General features: G+C 48.4%; 19 protein-coding genes. 10 read left to right on the forward strand and 9 right to left on the reverse strand.

Going from position 1 to position 18231, the window contains the following annotated elements; all coding sequences use genetic code 11:
- Window positions 1-106 precede the first annotated feature (106 nt).
- Both Q1B04_RS07760 and Q1B04_RS07765 read right to left on the reverse strand, forming a co-directional pair.
- Window positions 107-886, reverse strand: coding sequence for an ABC transporter permease (locus Q1B04_RS07760; RefSeq protein WP_299757659.1), 780 nt, complete (start codon window positions 884-886; stop codon window positions 107-109).
- Window positions 883-1827: an ABC transporter ATP-binding protein gene (locus tag Q1B04_RS07765; protein WP_299757661.1), complete on the reverse strand. Its 945-nt coding sequence runs from the start codon at window positions 1825-1827 to the stop codon at window positions 883-885. The genes Q1B04_RS07760 and Q1B04_RS07765 overlap by 4 nt, the downstream gene beginning before the upstream one ends.
- A 315-nt stretch (window positions 1828-2142) precedes the next feature.
- Here Q1B04_RS07765 and Q1B04_RS07770 point away from each other — a divergent pair, with 315 nt between their 5' ends.
- The 3 genes from Q1B04_RS07770 to dapA all read left to right on the forward strand — a co-directional run bounded on the left by Q1B04_RS07770 (window position 2143) and on the right by dapA (window position 5126).
- Window positions 2143-3315 (forward strand): sensor histidine kinase, encoded by a 1173-nt coding sequence (locus tag Q1B04_RS07770; RefSeq protein ID WP_299757664.1) that lies wholly within the window; start codon window positions 2143-2145, stop codon window positions 3313-3315.
- Between the two features lie 3 nt (window positions 3316-3318).
- Window positions 3319-4050 carry a response regulator transcription factor gene (locus Q1B04_RS07775; protein WP_299757667.1) on the forward strand — a complete coding sequence of 244 codons (732 nt, stop codon included), beginning with the start codon at window positions 3319-3321 and terminating at the stop codon, window positions 4048-4050.
- 206 nt (window positions 4051-4256) lie between these two features.
- On the forward strand, window positions 4257-5126 hold the full coding sequence (dapA, locus tag Q1B04_RS07780) for a 4-hydroxy-tetrahydrodipicolinate synthase (protein ID WP_299757755.1): 870 nt from the start codon (window positions 4257-4259) through the stop codon (window positions 5124-5126).
- A gap of 149 nt (window positions 5127-5275) precedes the next feature.
- On the opposite strand, the gene Q1B04_RS07785 is transcribed toward dapA, so the two are convergent.
- Window positions 5276-6091, reverse strand: coding sequence for a hypothetical protein (locus tag Q1B04_RS07785; protein WP_299757670.1), 816 nt, complete (start codon window positions 6089-6091; stop codon window positions 5276-5278).
- Window positions 6092-6342: 251 nt separating this feature from the next.
- Between Q1B04_RS07785 and Q1B04_RS07790 the strand changes: the two genes are divergently transcribed.
- A complete protein-coding gene (locus Q1B04_RS07790) occupies window positions 6343-6534 on the forward strand; it encodes a cold-shock protein (protein ID WP_299757673.1) in 192 nt (63 codons plus the stop codon).
- 74 nt (window positions 6535-6608) lie between these two features.
- Here Q1B04_RS07790 and Q1B04_RS07795 read toward each other — a convergent pair whose 3' ends face one another.
- Complete coding sequence (locus Q1B04_RS07795) at window positions 6609-7373, reverse strand: creatininase family protein (RefSeq protein WP_299757676.1); 765 nt, start codon at window positions 7371-7373, stop codon at window positions 6609-6611.
- A 292-nt stretch (window positions 7374-7665) separates the two neighbouring features.
- Here Q1B04_RS07795 and Q1B04_RS07800 point away from each other — a divergent pair, with 292 nt between their 5' ends.
- Together Q1B04_RS07800 and Q1B04_RS07805 are read left to right on the forward strand one after the other, a co-directional pair.
- Window positions 7666-8142 (forward strand): DinB family protein, encoded by a 477-nt coding sequence (locus Q1B04_RS07800; protein ID WP_299757678.1) that lies wholly within the window; start codon window positions 7666-7668, stop codon window positions 8140-8142.
- Window positions 8143-8335: 193 nt separating this feature from the next.
- Window positions 8336-8566: a hypothetical protein gene (locus tag Q1B04_RS07805; protein WP_299757680.1), complete on the forward strand. Its 231-nt coding sequence runs from the start codon at window positions 8336-8338 to the stop codon at window positions 8564-8566.
- A gap of 95 nt (window positions 8567-8661) precedes the next feature.
- Here the strand turns inward: Q1B04_RS07805 and Q1B04_RS07810 are convergent, their stop codons facing one another.
- On the reverse strand, window positions 8662-9072 hold the full coding sequence (locus tag Q1B04_RS07810; protein WP_299757682.1) for a hypothetical protein: 411 nt from the start codon (window positions 9070-9072) through the stop codon (window positions 8662-8664).
- Between the two features lie 336 nt (window positions 9073-9408).
- Here Q1B04_RS07810 and Q1B04_RS07815 point away from each other — a divergent pair, with 336 nt between their 5' ends.
- Window positions 9409-9780 (forward strand): hypothetical protein, encoded by a 372-nt coding sequence (locus Q1B04_RS07815; RefSeq protein WP_299757685.1) that lies wholly within the window; start codon window positions 9409-9411, stop codon window positions 9778-9780.
- A 58-nt stretch (window positions 9781-9838) separates the two neighbouring features.
- Here the strand turns inward: Q1B04_RS07815 and Q1B04_RS07820 are convergent, their stop codons facing one another.
- Both Q1B04_RS07820 and Q1B04_RS07825 read right to left on the reverse strand, forming a co-directional pair.
- Window positions 9839-10330 (reverse strand): hypothetical protein, encoded by a 492-nt coding sequence (locus Q1B04_RS07820; RefSeq protein ID WP_299757687.1) that lies wholly within the window; start codon window positions 10328-10330, stop codon window positions 9839-9841.
- A gap of 11 nt (window positions 10331-10341) precedes the next feature.
- Window positions 10342-14310 carry a TaqI-like C-terminal specificity domain-containing protein gene (locus Q1B04_RS07825; RefSeq protein ID WP_299757690.1) on the reverse strand — a complete coding sequence of 1323 codons (3969 nt, stop codon included), beginning with the start codon at window positions 14308-14310 and terminating at the stop codon, window positions 10342-10344.
- 364 nt (window positions 14311-14674) lie between these two features.
- Between Q1B04_RS07825 and Q1B04_RS07830 the strand changes: the two genes are divergently transcribed.
- The gene (locus tag Q1B04_RS07830) at window positions 14675-15046 is read left to right on the forward strand and encodes an endonuclease domain-containing protein (RefSeq protein WP_299757693.1); all 372 of its coding nucleotides are present in this window, start codon (window positions 14675-14677) and stop codon (window positions 15044-15046) included.
- Between the two features lie 163 nt (window positions 15047-15209).
- Here Q1B04_RS07830 and Q1B04_RS07835 read toward each other — a convergent pair whose 3' ends face one another.
- Window positions 15210-15506 (reverse strand): hypothetical protein, encoded by a 297-nt coding sequence (locus tag Q1B04_RS07835; RefSeq protein WP_299757694.1) that lies wholly within the window; start codon window positions 15504-15506, stop codon window positions 15210-15212.
- Window positions 15507-15764: 258 nt separating this feature from the next.
- Between Q1B04_RS07835 and Q1B04_RS07840 the strand changes: the two genes are divergently transcribed.
- On the forward strand, window positions 15765-16265 hold the full coding sequence (locus Q1B04_RS07840) for a metallophosphoesterase family protein (protein ID WP_299757697.1): 501 nt from the start codon (window positions 15765-15767) through the stop codon (window positions 16263-16265).
- 115 nt (window positions 16266-16380) lie between these two features.
- On the opposite strand, the gene Q1B04_RS07845 is transcribed toward Q1B04_RS07840, so the two are convergent.
- Window positions 16381-16572, reverse strand: a complete 192-nt coding sequence (locus tag Q1B04_RS07845; protein ID WP_266053742.1) for a hypothetical protein — start codon at window positions 16570-16572, stop codon at window positions 16381-16383.
- A gap of 78 nt (window positions 16573-16650) precedes the next feature.
- Here Q1B04_RS07845 and Q1B04_RS07850 point away from each other — a divergent pair, with 78 nt between their 5' ends.
- Window positions 16651-17697 (forward strand): GntG family PLP-dependent aldolase, encoded by a 1047-nt coding sequence (locus Q1B04_RS07850; protein ID WP_299757704.1) that lies wholly within the window; start codon window positions 16651-16653, stop codon window positions 17695-17697.
- Window positions 17698-18231: the final 534 nt, after the last annotated feature.

The raw sequence follows: 18231 nt of genomic DNA on the forward strand, positions 1-18231 counted from the left end.
TTTATAATAAGCACCGTCTGCTGCACACCCTAAACCATACTTATAATAAAAAGCGGCACTGAAGACTCAGCGCCGCTTTTTTAGCAAACAAACAACAAACACGCTATTAGGAAATGCGCTTTCGAGCAATATCAAAGTAGCCAAGTATAAATACAAGCAAGCCGCCTCCCAAACTCAGCACTACCTCCTGGGTAAATACCCTAATGACCTCTTTGCCGGCAGCAAATTGGCGGATACTCACAAACGGATAGGCAAATGGGTAGTAATGAATATGTTCCCAGCGCATAGCCACCATGACAGTTACAATGGCCACAATGCCTACACCCATACTTAAAGCAAAACTACTCCAGCGCATGCTTAGCCAAAACTGGATGGCAATGATCATAAACGTGGCCAACAGCATTTTAACAACAGTGACATAAACGGCCTCCAGTCCGACCATTTGCTCAAAGCCCAACTCAGGCCGCACTACCGACAAAAACAACCCTCCCGCTAAATAAGCGCACACAAAAATGAGATTGCTTAGTAAAACCAAGCCTATAACTGTAGTAGCCTTGGCTGCATAAATAGAGCTTTTGGGTAGCGGCAGGCTGTAGAGATGTTTCCAGCCATTGGATTTATGCTCGATGCCGTTGGTGAGGCTGGTTAGCAAAGCAATAAAAATAGGCATCAGCAGAATGGTATAAATCCCGAAAATCTGCATCGCAAATGCATACCAGGGGTTGGCTCCCTCCCGTAGCAAATGCTCCCCTTTCGACCAGAAAGCAAGAACATACATACTTACCAGGGCACAAGGCGCAAGTATAGCCAGCCATAGCGAAAAGGTGTTTTTTAGTTTAAGCGCCTCAGCGCTCAGGCTGCTGCGGTAGTATATCAGGCTGCTCATAGTTTAGAAGAATGTATATGTTTTTCTGCTTCTCTGTTAGTGATGTTCAAAAACAGCTCTTCCAGGTTTTGGGTGTGGGTGCTGAGCCTGTACACTTCCAGGCCATTTACCACTAAAAAGCGGTTCAATGTGGCTACCTGCTGTTTATCCTGCACCTGCACAGCCAACACATCGTCTGAGTGAGGCAAAAGCTGGTATTGGTGATCAGACAGAAGTTTGTGGGCAATGGCGTTGTTGCTTGTTTCCAGGTGCAGCACATTGCTCTGAAAAGCGCCCTCATAAAGCTGCTGCAAACTACCCTGATACAGCGTTTCTCCTTTGTCGATAATAGCCAGCTCTGTGGCGCACTTCTCAATCTCGGACAGCAAGTGGCTCGACAAGAAAATTGTTTTACCGTAAGCCTGATTTAACCGGATAATCAGTTCCCGCACCTCCCTAATACCACTCGGGTCCAGGCCATTGGTCGGCTCATCTAAAATCAGAAGTTCAGGATCTGCGAGTAATGCCAGTGCTATACCCAAGCGTTGGCTCATCCCGAGGGAGTACTCCTTTGTTTTGCGGTGCGCGTCCGCTGCCAGGCCCACAATCTGCAGCACTTCAGAAATCCTGCTTTTAGGTGCCCGTACCATACGGCGGTGCATCTCCAGGTTATCATGGCCAGAAAGGTGACGGTAGAGCGATGGCATTTCGATAAGTGCGCCAGTACGGTGAAGGATGTCGAGGCGGTTATACTTCAGGTCCTGCCCGTGCACCAGCACCTGCCCTTCAGGCACCGGCAGCAGCCCGAGCAGAATCCGGATGGTGGTTGATTTTCCGGCTCCGTTCGGCCCCAGAAAACCAAATATTGCGCCCTGCGGCACACGCAGCTCCAGGTTTTGCAGCACCTGCCGCTTGCCGAAGCTGTAGCTAAGGCCGTGCGTTTCGATAATACATGGTTTCATAGTGGCGGGTTGGTGAGGTACATGTACAAAGAAGCAATTATTTTAGCCTTCCGAAAATAGAATATACCAACCCACAAAAACTCTAGACTAAGAGCCTGTTTAGAGTTTATTAATACTACACTCTGCATGTTTTCACCAGCAAGATTAACAGCATTTGCATTTTGATTGCTGGTGAAAAAAAACAACAATGGCGGGTGTAGGCCCTATAAAAATCTCTTAACAGCTTCTAAGTATACATATATGCGACTGAAGGCATTAGTCTTTTAAAATATAGATTTAATAGCTACAAGAGGCCGGTTGGTATAGAGAAATACTGTGGCTGCACTAAAATGCTATACTTTGCTTATCTTTAAACTAAAACAAGACTCCGGAAAGTATAAAGTAGAACTGACTCTCCGGTGGTTGCTATTCGGATTTATGAGCCTTAAATCTTTGCCAAAAACAAGTATAGTGCTACCCGAAGTTACGGTTAAAAAAAGGTATACCGTGGCTTTGCACGTAGCGGCCTGGATGCTTTTTGGTGCCTGGGTGTTTTACTTTCTGTATGGCAACAGCACGCTTTCTTTCGGTAAAGTGATGGATGTGTTGGTGGGCATGCTCATCAACATCTTTCTCTTTTACTTTAACTGGTATGTTTTAATATCCAGATACTTAGCCCGTAACCGCATACTGCTGTACATTGCCGCTGTACTAACCACGCTGCTGGCCATTGCTGTGCTGCGCGCGCCGCTGGACTTTTACTTGTTCCGGGATTTTAACCGCGACATGAACCAGCTCTATAGCAGTGAGCGGATTCTGCAGTACATTATGGGTGGGCTTGTGCTGGTGTTTATCTCATCGGCACTTAAAGTAACCGGTAATTATATCCGCAACGAGCGGCGCAACAAAGAACTGGAAACACAGAAGCTTACCGCCGAGCTGGCTTTCCTCAAATCGCAGGTGAACCCGCACTTTTTGTTTAATACCCTCAACAACATTTACTCGCTGGCCTATAAGCAGCACCCCGAAACGCCGGATGCCATCATGAAACTTTCGCTGCTGATGCGCTACATGCTGTATGAGAGCAACGATGCCTTGGTAAGCCTCGAAAAAGAGGTAGACCATATCCATAATTTTATAGCTTTGCAGAAGCTTCGCCTCCGCGAGCAGACAAGTATAAAATTCAATATTCAGGGCGACCTGGAGGGCAAGCAAATAGCGCCTATGCTGCTGATGACCTTAGTAGAGAATGCGTTTAAGCATGGCTTGGTGAGCCGCAATGAAGTGGGTATTATACTGAACCTGGTGGTGCAGGAGGACGCCCTGCTTTTTAGCACGATCAACAACACCAGCCAGCATAAAAAGCGGGAGTTTGGCGGCATTGGCTTAGAAAACCTGAAGCGCCGACTGAACCTGCTTTACAACAAGCGCCACGAACTCATATTTGAGGAGAAAGGAGGTACTTTTTACGCCACCCTGAAACTATACTTTAAGCCTAAAACAAAATAAACTATGACTATCCGCTGCCTTGCCGTTGACGATGAACCGCTGGCCCTCGACATAATTGAGAGCTACACCAGTAAACTGCCTTACCTGAAACTTGTAAAAACCTGCTCCAGCGCCACAGAGGCCATGCAGGTGCTGCAGGAAGAGCAGATTGACCTTATGTTTCTGGACATTGAGATGCCCGAGTTGACCGGAATTCAGTTTCTGAACATTCTCAAGCATCAGCCGCTCATCATTTTCACCACCGCTTACCCAGATTATGCCCTGGAAGGTTTTAACCAGGATGCCGTGGATTACCTGCTCAAGCCCATCCCCTTCGATAGGTTTCTGAAAGCCGTTACCAAGGCGCAGGAAAGGCTGCAGCGCACCGGCAGTAAAGCCACCGAAGCTCCGGTTGCACAGCCCCCAGCAGCAGAGCATGATTTCATGTTTGTAAAGGCCGACTATAAAACCATCCGGGTTGATTTTAAAGATATACTCTGGATCGAGGGGCTGAAGGACTATATCATCATCCAGACAAAAGAGCAGAAGATCATTACACTGCTCTCGATGAACAAGATGATGGAAAAGCTGCCCGACACCAAATTCCTGCGCGTGCACCGCTCCTTTATCGTATCGCTGCAAAAGATAGACAGCATCGAGAAAAGCCGCATCCGCCTCGGAAACAAGGAAATTCCGATTGGGGAAGTATACAAAGAAGCATTTTTGAAGTGGGTGGAGGAGAATAATATTCAGTAAAGAGTTTAGAGGCCGGTAAGTATAAACGTGCGCTTTACTGAGCTGCTGAAAGCAACATTTTATACTTTGGCCGCAGCCGACCTGCCTCATCATCTAAAGTATAGAAGCAATGGCTATACTTCCCGCTGCCTTACAAAGAGATACCTGACACGATATTTGCAGAAACCGTTACATAGTTCGAACTTTGCACTTTATAAGGCAACATGATGATTCAAGATAAACTAAGAGGTACAGGTGTAGCTTTGGTTACACCTTTCACCAAGGATGCTGCAGTAGATTATGAGGCGCTGCGTAAGCTACTGGACTTTGTGCTGGATGGCGGCGTAGATTACCTGGTCATAAACGGTACGACGGCAGAATCTGTAACAACAACAGCAGAAGAAAAAGCAAAGATACTGCAGCTTGTGAAGCAGCAGGTAAACGGACGGGTGCCACTGGTTTACGGCCTTGGCGGCAACAACACGCAGCACGTAATTGATACCATTGCCGCAACAGACCTGGACGGAATTACGGCTATACTTTCGGCGAGCCCATACTATAACAAACCATCGCAGCAGGGCATTTACCAGCACTACGTGCATGTAGCCAACGCCTCTCCGGTGCCTGTATTGCTGTATAATGTACCGGGCAGAACCGGCAGCAATATCGCTCCCGATACTACTGTAAAATTAGCCGGCCACGACAAGATCATCGGTATAAAAGAAGCCTCCGGCAACCTGGAGCAGTGCATGTACATTGCCAAGCATAAGCCAGAGGGTTTCATGCTGATCAGCGGCGACGACCTGCTGACTGTACCTATGACCAGTTTTGGAGCAGTGGGCGTTATTTCTGTGCTGGCCAACGCTTTCCCGGGCAAGTTTAGCAACATGGTGCGTATGGCCCTGGACGGCAACTACAAAGACGCTGCTGCGGTGATGCTTAGTTTTGTTGATATCAACCCGCTAATGTATGAAGAGAGCAACCCAGTAGGCGTAAAAGCTGTGCTGGAACGTTTTGGCGTGTGCTCTGCCCAGGTAAGGCTGCCACTGGTAGAAGCCTCTTCAGGCCTGAAGGACAGATTGAACAAGCTTCTGTAAGCTGAAATATGATATAAAAGCAAGGGCAGCTCCTAACCAAGAGCTGCCCTTGCTTTTTAAGCCCGGCCTGGCCGCATAACTATACTTCCTTCTGGAGTTTTGATGCATCTCCCACCGCTTTAATTGTGCCTTCACTTTAAGCAGCTAAATCAGGGGCAGCTATACGTATAAGTGGTTTTCTCTTCAGCCGTATTGTTAAAGATTTTAGTGGCAGATACAGGGTATCCCTGCTCGTTGCGCTCATAGGTTACAGTATAACTTATATCTGCCACTGCCTCACCATCGGAGGTTGCGTTAAAGGCGGTGATATTGTTGATGCTTGGATAAGCAATGCCCGGCCTGCGGTGTAAATACTGCTGAACTGCTGAAAGAGGCGCGCGGCTGGAGTCTTGCACAAAAGTAGCAGTGTAAGTGCTTGCGTCTGCTGTAACCACAGTAGCTGAAACAGGTTTATTGGTTTTATAAGTCTGTTTAAGGGAGCCGTTAGACTGCTCTTTGTTATTCAGGTATAAATAGTCGGTGGCGGAGGTAAGGCGGTTCTGCATATCGTAAACCGCTTTGAAGGCAGCTAAACGATGCACTGCTTCTAAACCGGGCACCTGCTGCTTTACCTCATACTTAGACAGCAGGCCCTCTTGGTTGTAGCTGTACTCAGTAAAAGATACTTCCTCCTGCCCGTCTGGCTTCAGTAGCCGCTCTTCTGCCAATTTACCAGCTGCAGTGTAAGTGTAAGTACGTATCGCCACCAGCACCTCCTGCTCATACTGCTCCGTCCGGATTACCTGGTTTAGCTCATTATAAGTATAGCGCAGGGTGCTAACACCATTTTGGGATGTAGTTGTTTGCTCCTGTAGGTAACAAAGGTTTTCAGGTTCTGGGGTAGGTTCCACCACATTAGTTTCATCTTCTGCGCAGCCGGCAAGCAGCAGCAGGGCGAAAAGTGGCGCCAGTAGTTTTATTTTCATGAGCATAATCAAATAAGTATACGAAGATACAGCTTAACGCTCTTTTATACTATCTAATATTCTGGAACTACTGTAGCTCTGTACTTTGCAACGCGATAGAGCTGCCACCTGTAGCAATACACTCCTGCCACCCGAATGAAATGAAGGATAAAACAGCTAATTTTTAATATTTTTTGAAAAAATTTATTTTTTTAAAATTTTTTGAACACTTTTACAGATGTAAACGTCTTAGTTCTACAATAAAAAAAATTATGAATAGAGGAAAAGTAAAATTCTTTAATGGAGAAAAAGGTTTTGGCTTCATTAAGGACGAGAGTTCAGATCAGGAGTACTTTGTGCATGTTACTGGCTTAATCGACGAAATCAGAGAGAATGACGATGTAACATTCGAATTGAAAGAAGGAAAAAGAGGACTAAACGCCGTTAACGTTAAACGCGCATAGTTTAAAGATACAAAGTTATCAAGCTAGAAAGCCTTACACCGTGGTGTAAGGCTTTTTGTTTTTAGCGCTGTACTCTAAGCAGTATACCGCTCCTGTACGTTTATGTCAGCTATATCAGAGAGCAAGCCGGCTATCTGCTCGGCAGCGGCTTCCAGAAAGGCTTTGCCTTTTGCTGCTGTGGCTGCCTTCGGGTTTCCGATGCCTGTGTCGGCAGTTACCATAGACCATTGCCTTTCTGACCAGGCCCAGCCCTCGCGTATGCCTTTGATCTTGGACTTGCGCTCTTTGCCCTCCCCTGCCTCCTGCAGCGGCAGCACCAGGTCAGGGCGCAGGTGCAGCAGCAGGCTGGTTTCCATTTCATCGGCATGGTCGCCGGGCGTGTCGAAAAACTGCTTGCGGTCCACGGCATTAAACCAGAAGCAACTAACCAGAAACATGTCGGGGTAGCGAAGGCCAAGCTCGCGCAGCATCGGTTTAAAATCGTTGCCGCCGTGGCTGTTCAGCACCAGCAGTTTTTTAATGCCCTGGCGGCTCAAAACGGCTATAATATCATCTAAAATAGCCAACTGCGTACTTGGGTTCAGGTTGATATCGAGCTTAATATCGGCCTGGCCGGTGTTTACGCCAAACGGAATGGTTGGCAGCACCATTACCTTGGTGCCTTTTTCCCAGGCAACTTTAGCAGCCGCAGCCGCAATGGCATCGGCCTCTATGTTATCGGTGGCGTAAGGCAGGTGGTAATTGTGGGCTTCGGTGGCACCCCAGGGCAGCACCGCCAGCTCCACCTCCTGCTCTTTCAGGGCTTTCCAGTTGGTTTCTGCAAGTATGTATGGTCGCATAAAGGTTGTATTATAAATAAGTCTAAGTTTAGAAGGAGCGGCTTTATACTTAATTTTCAGCGGCTTTATACTTTACGGCAGTACTTATTGCCATAGGCACAAGATGGTATGGGTGATGATCATGCCCTCACAGATAAAAGTACTGAACTCTAAAATTAAGTAAAAGCCAGAATTCTTACGTGGTTTTTAAACTACCCGATCATCAAAACAGAAATACCTGCTTACAGCTGCCCCTGCCACACAACCCGATTTGCCTGCGGCAAGTATGATTTACTTTGTAAGCCACATCCCCATGAAGCACGATGAAGAACTGAGGCAGCAGCTGGTAAAGCTCATGCGCAGCGGACAAGCCTTCCGGACAAGAGAGGAGCTGTTGGAGGGACTGACCCTGCAGGAGGCCGGGCAGAAAATAGAGAACCAGCCCTACACCATCTGGCAACTGCTCGACCACCTGAGATTTGCACAGCACGACATCCTGGATTTCTGCCGCAACCCGAACTACCAGGAACCTGACTGGCCTGATGATTACTGGCCTGCGCACGCCGCACCACCCAGCCAGGAGGTGCTAAACCATACTTTATCAGCCCTGCAAAAAGACCTGGAAGCACTGGTGCAACTGGTGCAGGACACAAACAACGACCTTTTTGCGCCTATACCGCACGGCCAGGGGCAAAACTTGCTGCGAGAGGCCATGCTGGTTGCTGAGCATAACGCTTACCACCTGGGGCAAATAGTTGTACTGCGTAAGCTGCAGGGGCACCTGGAGTAGAAAAAGCAGGCGGTAAAAAGAAATGATAAAGTGAAGTGTAACAGCGGCATCAGATACAACTTTTATGCTCCTCCCCCCTGAAAATGGGGCGGCTTATACCTTTTATATCTCTTTTTCCGTATGTAGGGGTAGCTGATGCAAACAGCTATGCGGCTGTTTTGTTTCAAACTATGTTTTACTAAAGAATATAACTATGAAAAAGATATTTTTTGCTGGTGTTGTTGCTGTCGCTGCTTTGGGCATGACGGCTTGTGAAAGTACAGACAATACAAGCACCCTGGAAGCCGAGGAGGACAACAGGGTTGTTGTAGACCGCGACTCCGTGGCAACGGAATACGAAGTAACTGAAACGGTGGTAGAGTACGACACCACTACCAGAACCAAAACCGTGGACGCTGAAGCAGAGCTGGAAAAAGATAACTAAAGCACTAAACCAGCAGCTATACATTTAAAGAGCCTGTTTTTACAAACAGGCTCTTTTTTATACTTCGGGATGTTGCAGAGGGCAAAGGTGCAGCGCTACGGCGAGAACAGCCATTCCAGCGCATCTTCTTCCGTCACAAAATCTCTGGACTCGCAGGGCAGCGGTATTTCTGAGGCCATATCGTAAATGGCTTGCACCGCGATTTGCTGAAAAAGATCCTGCGCCATTAAATTGGCCACGCGCTTTAGGTTGCTGTGCTGCAGCAGAGCTGCGGTGTGGTTGGCTATCCATACCTGGTCTTCCAGCGTGGGGGCGCACATCAAGGTAAAATCCGCCAGAATCAGCTCTACCTTGTTTGCCAGTATAAACTCGCAGGAGTAGATCATGGCTGCCCGTAACTCCACACTGGGTATTACTCCCCTCCACTCATTCCGGATTAGCTTTTGTTCTGCGCTATAGCGAATCGTGACGAAGTCTTTGTCCAGCACCGCTTTTAACTCCAGCATCTACATAGCCTTTTGTAAATTGATAAGTAAGTATCTTATACGGTTTTACGGAAATCACTCTAATAAGTCTTTATTAAATCATATACTATAGTATACTTTAAATTGGCCGATGCAGTAAATTTATACTTCGTAATTCTTACAGAATTGTTAAATGAACAAGATGCTGAGGCTGATCTGGTGTCGGGTTGCTGCCGGACAGGTAATATAGGCTAAAGGTTTCAGAAATAATCTGCTATCAATGCATCCAACAAAGCCCCACCACTTGCAATATATTAATATACAGACACTTACAGGCTCATATACTCGTATACATAAGTATACCAAGCACCTACCATCATGAAAAATTTAATGATACTTCTGGTTATGCTTGCCTTTCTGTTTGTAATGGCGGGAGGCGGCACTGTGGCGCAAGCGCAAGACAGCCCCGCTGATAAAGTGGCGCTGCGCAAGGCCCAGGACATAAAGCGCATGCACAAAGCTGACTCGGTTTATGAAAACCGCTCGTCGAGGGAGAAAATTACGAAGGCCAGACTTAAGGAGCATGAGCGAGCCCTGAAAATAGCGCAAGACGATTACGACAGATCGAAAAGAGAATACAAGGAGGCACGCAAGGCGGCTAAAGAGGCCAAGAAAAGTATAAGCCTGGAGAAAAAAGCCGTTAAAGCCCGCGACAAAGCCGAACAGCAGTCCTACAAATCGTTAGAATAGGCCTGCTGCTCGATTTTGGGTTGCTTTATAAGTTGCTGCTGCTATAGGTAAAGGCAGTTTATGCGCTTTCTTCCATAAATTCCCTTACATCGCGGTTTAACTCATATACCATGATGTAATAGTATAGCACCGCTTGCTGCTGCTGCGTGGGCAGTTGGGCACCGGCCATTATCTTGCTTAACGCTTCCCGTTCTATGCCTGTCTGCTTGATGAGGTCGTTACGAGACAGCTTGAACTCGGCCATTTTTTGGTTGAGCCAGTCTGCGGTAACGGCCCCGAAATCTGGTTTAAAGGTTAAGATGACATAGTGAACTTTGTGTTGGCCGCTCATGAGAGGCATTAACAGTTGTACTGCCCTTCTTCGCAACTGCCGCTGGTTTAGCAGATAGCCGTTCTTCAGCTCCTGCTGCACTACACGCACTTTAATAACCTCGGGGTTTATTTCCAGAATATCCACTTTTACGCCGGTTACGGCCAGCAGTTTGTCGCGGTGCAGCCTGATCTGTTGCTTTGCCTCCTCCTGCAGGGGCAGCTTTTCTAAGTTTATCATAGCTAATAGTTTTATGCTTCGGTTATGGCGGCCGGGGCGTAGGCCTCGCGGGCAAGGCTGAAGTTGGGGTCTACCAGCAGTACTTCGTCGTAGGTGAGGTGGTAGAGGCGGTACACCAGCACATCTATCTCCGCCTCCAGCCCCGACGTATCGGCAGCGGCATCGGCTTGTTTTATTCGTAGTATCTGCTCCACCAGCTGCGTTATACTTGCTTTCGTTTCTTCGTCTGGTGTGGCGATAGGGAGTTGAGAAACATAAACTGGTTTGTACTCAAAGTAGCCATTCTGTTTTGTTGATGAGATTGATTTAAGAAAATAATCTACCGCCTTAGAATTTAGTAATCCTAATAAATATAATTCATCCCAAACTATAATTGAAGTCTTATCATTAGAATAAAAGCCTTCTGTATCATAAGTATAAGAACCCTCCTTTACAATTGAAGGAAGTATTATTTTAGGTTTTGAATACTCCTCAAAATACGAAGCTGCACATCTTTGAAGGGCATACCATTCATATCTTATACCGGTTTCTGACTTATTACGATTACTGAGTTGTTCTTTAAAACTTAGTAGATAAGTATACACAGCAGGAAACTCTTCTCTAAAAGCGACCTCAGCAACTTCTGAAGCTCCAGAAATTAAATTGTCTTTATGCAGCGGGAAATGCCAAGGTATAAATAATATGTACTTTCCATGTTTCGGCGGCTGATACCGCTTCACATCACGGCCAGCCAGAAACGGTTTGATGATTTCTGCACTTCGCGGGTCTTCGGCAATGAGGCGATCTTTGGTGGCTTCATCAATCACAAAAGCCTCGTTTAAACCAGTTTTGATGCCGTAATAAATTTTCCCTTCTACATACTCGCCCAGCGGCGTGCCGGTGTTTTTGAGTTTCTCCAGCAGTTGCTGTGCGGTGCTGTCGGAGAGCGTCCAGCCGGAGTTTGGCAATAGTTCGGCCTGCACTTCATACTTGTGTTGCTGCACGTATGCCTCCAGCCCCTGCTCGAACTTCAGCGTATTTATACCTGCGGCCTCAAAAGTATAGCCAGCCTCGGGTATATACTTTGCCACGGCAAGTATGAGCGGGTAAGTGGTGGCTTCTTCAAACACAGGCAGATCGCCGAAGTCCAGCAGCTCCATTAAGGTGTACTGCTGCAGCCATGCTCTCAGCGCCTGCCCGTAACCGGCACGCATCCACTTGTTAGGTAGTATGTAGCTAAACTGCCCGCCCTCGCGCAGCAGCTCCAGTCCTTGCTCCACAAAGTATACATATAAGTCGGCAGTGCCCGCGTAGGTGCTAAAGGCTTTCTGCAAGTATAGTTTAAAGCTGCCCAGCTCCTCCTGGCGTATGTAGGGCGGGTTACCCAGCACCACATCAAAGCCTTTATACTTTCCTTCCTCGTCCAGCACCTCCGGAAACTCGAATCGCCACTCAAAGGCACCCTCGTATACTTTGTTTGCCTCGATCTGCTCGCGCTCGTCCTCCAGCTTCTGCAGTTGCTTCTGTTTTTGCTGCAGCTGCTTTTTGTCTACCTTTTTAGCCCCGAACAGGTCCGGGTTCTGCATGACTGAGATCTGGCCGCGCAGGTCGGCCATTTTCTTACGGAGCGGGTCGTTGTTGGCCAGCGTGGTTTTAAAGCCTTGCTTTATCTCCTCCAAAAAAACCTCCAGCTGCTTTTTGTCCGCTTTGGAGTTGGTGTGCTTATACTTGTAAACGGCCTCGCGGTACGCCTGCAAACTGTGGCCCTTCTTGCCGAAAGCCTCTTTCAGGTCGGCGGAGAGCAGGTAGCGGCTCAGCAGCGAGTTGCCTTGCTTTATGTTGATGTCGATGTTGGGCAGCGTCTGCAGCTGGGTATACTTGCCAGTGCTTACCTCCGCCTCAAAGCCCTCGCGCAAGCCGCTGGCGCCGGTATAACACACGGTGCTTGCCAGTTCGCTGCTTATACTTTCAGGGGCGGTGTAATAAGCGTTTTTGAGCAGTTCTATCCAGAGGCGCAGGCGGCAAATCTTAACGGAGTTCGGATTAATATCCACCCCGAAAAGGCAGTTCTCGATAATGGTCTGCTTCTCGTGGAAAAGGGCCTCCTGCAACTCCTGCACCTGCGGGTTTATACTTCGGTGGCCGTCGGGGTGCTCCGTTACCGTATAGCTGAAAGGCTCGCCGTGGTTGTCGGTTACAATCAGCTCATCGTTCTGCACTTCTATACTTCCGTAGTGCAGCGGCCTGTCCTGGCGGTTGGTTAAAAGGCGCAGGTCATGCTTTACCACGATCAGCTCGTTCAGGGCGCTCACCAGGTAATGCCCCGAGCCCACGGCCGGGTCGCAGATGCGCAGGCTGTTGATAAGTTGGTTGTACTCCCGCACCCGCTCCGGCGTGTACTGCAGCTTAAACTGCAGCTCCTCAAAGCTTTGGGCGCTCCAGCTGTACGTTTGGTTAAAGAGCTCCACCACCGCGCGGCGTATGGCTTCGCGGCTCATGTACATGGTAATAAAGCCGGGCGTGTAGAAGGAGCCGTCGCGGTAGCCGTTTATTTTCTCGAAGATCAGCCCCAGCACCGAGGCCGTGATCAGGGTTTTGTTCTCCTCCTGTATCTCCTCCTTGCCCTCTGCCCCGAAGTCGTAGCTGCCCAGAAAGCGCAGCAGGTACTCCAGCGTGTGCAGCTCCGGGTGCTTAGAGGTAAACTCTTTGCCAAGCGTGCGCCGGAACACGGTTTGCGGGTACAGCGGCAGCAGGTTGCGGTCTTTCAGGTTGGATATGCGCAGCGTGCGTTTCTCCAGCGCCGTTGTCTCAAACAGCGAGGAGTTGAGGTACGGGATGTGGTTATACTTGCTTTTAACGCTGGCGCTGCGGTTTTCGGGCCGTTCGGCCAGCACATCAAAAAACAGCTCGTTCAGGTCGTCGAACTCGCGCAGGTTGGCTGTGTCCATAAAGCCATACTTCTTGTCGCCGTGGTGGTAGCTGATAAGCTGCGCCTCCAGCAGCTTCAGGAACAGCACGCGGTTCATCCAGGTAATGCACAGCTCCAGCGCCACGTTAAACAGCTGCTCCTCGCGGTTGCTGCCAAAGCTGTAGGGGTTGTCCAGGCCCGAGAGTAGGTCTTCGGAGCGCAGTTTCTGGTAAGCCGCCTCCAGCAGCGAGCCGTGGTTTGCCTTCTCTTTTCTGCGGATAAGCTTGCGGCCACCCTCCTTCACTTCCTCCAACCCGATAATGTGCAGCAGCTCCAGGTAAAAATCGCGGTCCAGGGAGTTGGCATCGTTGGCAAACGGCTCTTTGAGCAGATGCGCCGGCGAGAGCAGCTTGTACAGGGCCACCAGCTTCACATCGTCTTTGGGGTCTTTGTTGCGCAGCGGCTTCTCGTAGTCCTTCAGGTTAAAGTAAGTATAAGCTATGGTTTCGGAGAGGTTGGCTATGTAAGGCGCGGCTATCTCTTTGTAGAAGAAATCGGTGCTGCCGCTGGCCTTGCGCCCGGCGCTCCAGTCGGTAAAGTCTTTCTTCAGCTGGGCGTTTCTGAAAAACAGCCTGTCAAACTCCAGGGCATCAAACACAAACCACTCGTGCACGCTGGTAACAATCAGGTGGCGCATGTCGTGGTTCTTATGCTCCAGCCGCTCGCGCAGGTAGTAGAGCAGCAGCTCGTGGGTGGCTTTGTAGTTGAGGTTGCCGGTGGTGGGCATGTCGGCTTTGTTGGTTGGCCGCTTCACCTCCAGCAGCACGCCGGCGTTGGTTTTGGTGCTGCTGCCGGTGTGTATTACCAGGTCGGTTTTGCCTTTTGTGTTTACGCCATACTTATCATAAAACGTCAACCGCAGAAAATCGCGCAAGTGGTTTTTGGCATGCTCCTCGGTTTCCTGCAGGTTTATACTATCCAGCAATGCTGTGAGCGCCTGCTTAAACTTTTCAATTTCAGTGCGTGATGTTTTAAGCCTGAGGTAAGCTTTGTTCAGCGCCTGTTTCGGGCGCAGGGTGTGGTGCTGCAGCATGTAGTGTGTCGCATTTGTTTTCTACAGCAAGATAGTGAAAAAGAGATAAAGTTTTGTGCGTTGGATGGGGGGGGTGGGAGTTAGATAAATAACTAAACCCACCCCTGCCCCTCCGAGGAGGGGAGTTTCTTTTTGATTAGAACAAAAAGTGTAAGCAGTTCTTATTTAACATCAGAACTAAAATTTCTCGGAACAATACCCGCCCCTGCCCCTCCAAGGAGGGGAGTTTCTTTTTGGTTGAAAAAAGAAGCATATGCACTTCTCATTTAACATTAGAACTAAACCAAAAAAAACTAAAACTGTCCGGAACAATTCCCCTCCTCGGAGGGGTTAGGGGTGGGTCCATATTTCCCACAAAGATTGCATGAAGCGTAAGATATTGCCCTACAAACCATATTTAAAGGAGCTGGCAAGGCAGCTACGGCAAAACAGCACCCTCTCAGAAGTGCTTCTCTGGAATGAGCTTAAAAACAAGAAACTGCATAACCTTGATTTCGACAGGCAGAAGCCTTTGGGAAGTTTCATTGTCGATTTTTACTGCAAAGAGCTGATGCTGGCTATTGAAGTAGATGGTGACAGCCACGACTACAACTTCGAACCTGATGTTATCCGGCAGCAGGAACTGGAAACACTTGGGATAAGATTTTTAAGGTTTGATGATGCCGAAGTAAAGCGTGATTTACTAAATGTACTTCGTGCAATTGAGGCATGGGTAGTAGAGCATCGGCAGATATAAAACCCACCCCTGCCCCTCCGAGGAGGGGAATCATACTTATTTGTTTAGAACACAGCTTTTTGGATGATTATGCAGCGCGACAGCACCGATAATTAAGCCATGTCAATTTCTGCCTAAACAAAAAAGACGATCACTGCTGGATCGTCTTTTTCTATTTTATAGCCTACTGATACTCACTTCTTCTTTTGGCTTGTTCCTGAAGCGCTTTAAGTTCGTGCTCTGCGGCTTTCAGCCTGTTTTTGGCGGCTTTCTCCCGCTGGTCGGCTTCTTCGGAATAGCGTTCCGCCTCTTTCACCTCCCGCTCCAGGCGCTCTACCTCTCGTTGCTGGTGTGCCACTTCCGGGTCATTAGAGACACTGTTGCCGCCTGAAAAGACAGAGCAACCCACTAGCAACGGAAACAGCATAATAAACATACTGTTCAGTAAAAGCTTATATAATTTTGGGGTAGTAATTTTCATGTTTAAGTTATATTAGTTCTCCTATTATCTACGGAGCAGTTAAACAGGTTGTTTTATAAACTAATTTAAAAGGCACCGTGTCAAGGCTTTAGAAAAGGCGCTTGTCATTTATTGTTCCTTTTGAGGAGTAAGATAACCTGCCACGATAATTGGATGATTTTTTAAAGTGAAAGCCCAAAACATCATTTATCTATTTGCAGTACGTATGGGCTAAACTGTTAAAATCACTAACTTCACCTCCACCTAAAGTATAAACCCATGCTTAAAATCGGCCTTCTCTCCGACACCCACTCCTACCTCGATGATCAGATTATGCGCCATCTCTCAGACCGCGACGAGATCTGGCATGCCGGCGACTTCGGAAGTATGGCAGTATCGGACAGGCTGCAGGAGCTGGCGCCGCTACGGGGCGTGTATGGCAATATTGATGATGCAGCTATCCGGCAGGTGCACCCCAAAGTGAACCGTTTTGTGGTGGAAGGGCTGGATGTACTGATGACCCACATTGGCGGCTACCCCGGCAAATACCACCCCGACGTGCGCGAAAGTATAAAGCAGAACCCGCCGCAGCTCTACATAACCGGGCACTCGCACATCCTTAAAATTATGACAGACAAAAGCCTGAACAACCTGCTGCACATAAATCCGGGCGCTGCAGGCAAGCATGGCTTCCATAAAATCCGGACAATGGTAAAGTTCAGCGTAAGCGAAGGCAGGGTGCAGGACCTGCAGGTAGTGGAGCTTGGCAAGCGGGCATAAAAAAAGTGTGCCTGCTATCGCAAACACACTTGAAATCTTGGTTAGTAAGCCGCCGCCATTCGCTTACAACAGCAGCGGCAGCAGATGGACTTACCTGATACTCAAAATATTAAGACTACTCAGCAGCAGCTTCTTCTTTCTGCTCAGCTGGTTTGTTTTTTGGAGCTTCGCCGAACTGAGCTCTCAGCTCGTCCATGTCAACGTTCTTGATAACCGGTGTAAGCAACAGTTGCTTAATTCTGGCTACTTTGTTGTTAGCTCTTGCCTTATTTCTGCGATCTTTTCTTTTTAGTCTAGTAACTCCCATCGTTGCAATGATTTTAATTTGAAGGGCAAAAGTAAGTTATTATTTTTACAAAGTAAAGTTTTTTCCCAAAGCAAATTCATGATACACACGATAGACCTTCGCTCCGATACCGTAACCAAACCAACCCCAGAAATGCTGCAAGCCATGTTTGCCGCCCCTGTAGGGGACGATGTGTACGGTGAGGACCCCACTGTAAACGCGCTCGAAGAGAAGACTGCCGCCATGTTCGGGATGGAAGCCGGCCTCTTCTGCCCTTCCGGCACCATGACCAACCAGATCGCCATTAAGGTGCATACGCAGCCGCTCACAGAGATTATCTGCGACGTGACGGCCCACATCCATCAATATGAAGGCGGCGGCATTGCGTTCAATTCGGCTGCCTCTACAGCACTGGTACACGGAGAGCGTGGCAAAATGACGCCGCAGCAGGTAGAGGAAAACATCCGCCCGCTGGATAACATCCACTTCCCCGAGACCCGCCTGGTAGCACTAGAGAATAGCTGCAACAAAGGCGGCGGCTCATTTTATACTTTACAGGAGATTGCGGCCATCTCAGAAGTATGCAAGCGCCATCACCTGTCCCTGCACCTGGACGGGGCACGTGTGTTCAATGCCTTGGCTGCCTCCGGCGATGCCGCTAAAGACTATGGTTTATACTTCGACAGCATATCAGTTTGCCTTTCTAAAGGATTGGGTGCTCCGGTAGGTTCTGTGCTCCTCGGTGGAAAAGACTTCATTAAAAGAGCCAGAAAAATAAGGAAAGTTATGGGCGGCGGCATGCGACAGGCCGGTTACCTGGCAGCGGCATGCCTATATGCCTTAGATCACCATGTAGACAGGCTGCAGGAGGACCACCGTAAGGCAAAGGAGCTGGAGCAGGCGCTGCAGCAGGCTAGTTACGTGGATTATGTGATGCCGGTAGAAACAAACATCGTTATCTTTAAACTAAACGATAGCTTCCGGGATGATAGCTTTGTGCAGGCACTGGCAAAGCAAAACATAGTTGCCGCCAGCTTCGGCCCGCAAATGATACGGTTCGTAACCCACCTCGATATCACCGAAGATATGCACCAGCACCTGCTGCAGGTACTGGCAGCAATGAACAAGGAACAGGTAGAAGTATAAACTACTGAATTCTTTTGCAATAGCCTTGTCCTAAGTTGGGTAAGTTTGTTGCATTCTTCTTGTTACCTTGAAAAGGTTTTGCGGGCCGGTAGTAATGCATTAGACTCTCTTTCTGCCATTGGTGGTTTTTCACGAAGCTATTTTCACGGCCTAGTGACTGTTGGTGAAAGTATAAGTTCCTCTCCGAGAAGCAGAGACGTTTCAATCTATCGTTTCTGGCGCGAATCTTTAGATTCGTGACGTAGTATAAATTCGAATCTGTGATTTGATGGGCTCACAAAGCCCCACAAAAGCCTATGTCGTAGCTACTGCTGCTCAAGTCGAGTTATAAACCCGACGCTGTTACATAGAATGAAATGACCCTGCTCCTCGGAGGGGCTGGGGTCAATGCCATCAACTTAAGCGTTTAAATTTGCCGTTGTTGCGTGTTCTCACCAATAACTTGCTGGTCAGAAGACACAGCAAGGGCGACTGCTCTACCGGAGGCAACGCGAGATATTTCTTAAGTTGACGGCATTGGTGGCTGAGGTGGAT

It is taken from the genome of uncultured Pontibacter sp. (assembly GCF_947495565.1).
Classification (GTDB): domain Bacteria; phylum Bacteroidota; class Bacteroidia; order Cytophagales; family Hymenobacteraceae; genus Pontibacter.

Bases quoted from the DNA above. Each gene is read 5' to 3' on its own strand.
- Q1B04_RS07760 (WP_299757659.1), bottom strand. From the start codon at position 886: ATGAGCAGCCTGATATACTACCGCAGCAGCCTGAGCGCTGAGGCGCTT.
- Q1B04_RS07765 (WP_299757661.1), bottom strand. From the start codon at position 1,827: ATGAAACCATGTATTATCGAAACGCACGGCCTTAGCTACAGCTTCGGC.
- Q1B04_RS07775 (WP_299757667.1), top strand. From the start codon at position 3,319: ATGACTATCCGCTGCCTTGCCGTTGACGATGAACCGCTGGCCCTCGAC.
- dapA (WP_299757755.1), top strand. From the start codon at position 4,257: ATGATTCAAGATAAACTAAGAGGTACAGGTGTAGCTTTGGTTACACCT.
- Q1B04_RS07785 (WP_299757670.1), bottom strand. From the start codon at position 6,091: ATGAAAATAAAACTACTGGCGCCACTTTTCGCCCTGCTGCTGCTTGCC.
- Q1B04_RS07790 (WP_299757673.1), top strand. From the start codon at position 6,343: ATGAATAGAGGAAAAGTAAAATTCTTTAATGGAGAAAAAGGTTTTGGC.
- Q1B04_RS07795 (WP_299757676.1), bottom strand. From the start codon at position 7,373: ATGCGACCATACATACTTGCAGAAACCAACTGGAAAGCCCTGAAAGAG.
- Q1B04_RS07800 (WP_299757678.1), top strand. From the start codon at position 7,666: ATGAAGCACGATGAAGAACTGAGGCAGCAGCTGGTAAAGCTCATGCGC.
- Q1B04_RS07805 (WP_299757680.1), top strand. From the start codon at position 8,336: ATGAAAAAGATATTTTTTGCTGGTGTTGTTGCTGTCGCTGCTTTGGGC.
- Q1B04_RS07810 (WP_299757682.1), bottom strand. From the start codon at position 9,072: ATGCTGGAGTTAAAAGCGGTGCTGGACAAAGACTTCGTCACGATTCGC.
- Q1B04_RS07815 (WP_299757685.1), top strand. From the start codon at position 9,409: ATGAAAAATTTAATGATACTTCTGGTTATGCTTGCCTTTCTGTTTGTA.
- Q1B04_RS07820 (WP_299757687.1), bottom strand. From the start codon at position 10,330: ATGATAAACTTAGAAAAGCTGCCCCTGCAGGAGGAGGCAAAGCAACAG.
- Q1B04_RS07825 (WP_299757690.1), bottom strand. From the start codon at position 14,310: ATGCTGCAGCACCACACCCTGCGCCCGAAACAGGCGCTGAACAAAGCT.
- Q1B04_RS07830 (WP_299757693.1), top strand. From the start codon at position 14,675: ATGAAGCGTAAGATATTGCCCTACAAACCATATTTAAAGGAGCTGGCA.
- Q1B04_RS07835 (WP_299757694.1), bottom strand. From the start codon at position 15,506: ATGAAAATTACTACCCCAAAATTATATAAGCTTTTACTGAACAGTATG.
- Q1B04_RS07840 (WP_299757697.1), top strand. From the start codon at position 15,765: ATGCTTAAAATCGGCCTTCTCTCCGACACCCACTCCTACCTCGATGAT.
- Q1B04_RS07845 (WP_266053742.1), bottom strand. From the start codon at position 16,572: ATGGGAGTTACTAGACTAAAAAGAAAAGATCGCAGAAATAAGGCAAGA.
- Q1B04_RS07850 (WP_299757704.1), top strand. From the start codon at position 16,651: ATGATACACACGATAGACCTTCGCTCCGATACCGTAACCAAACCAACC.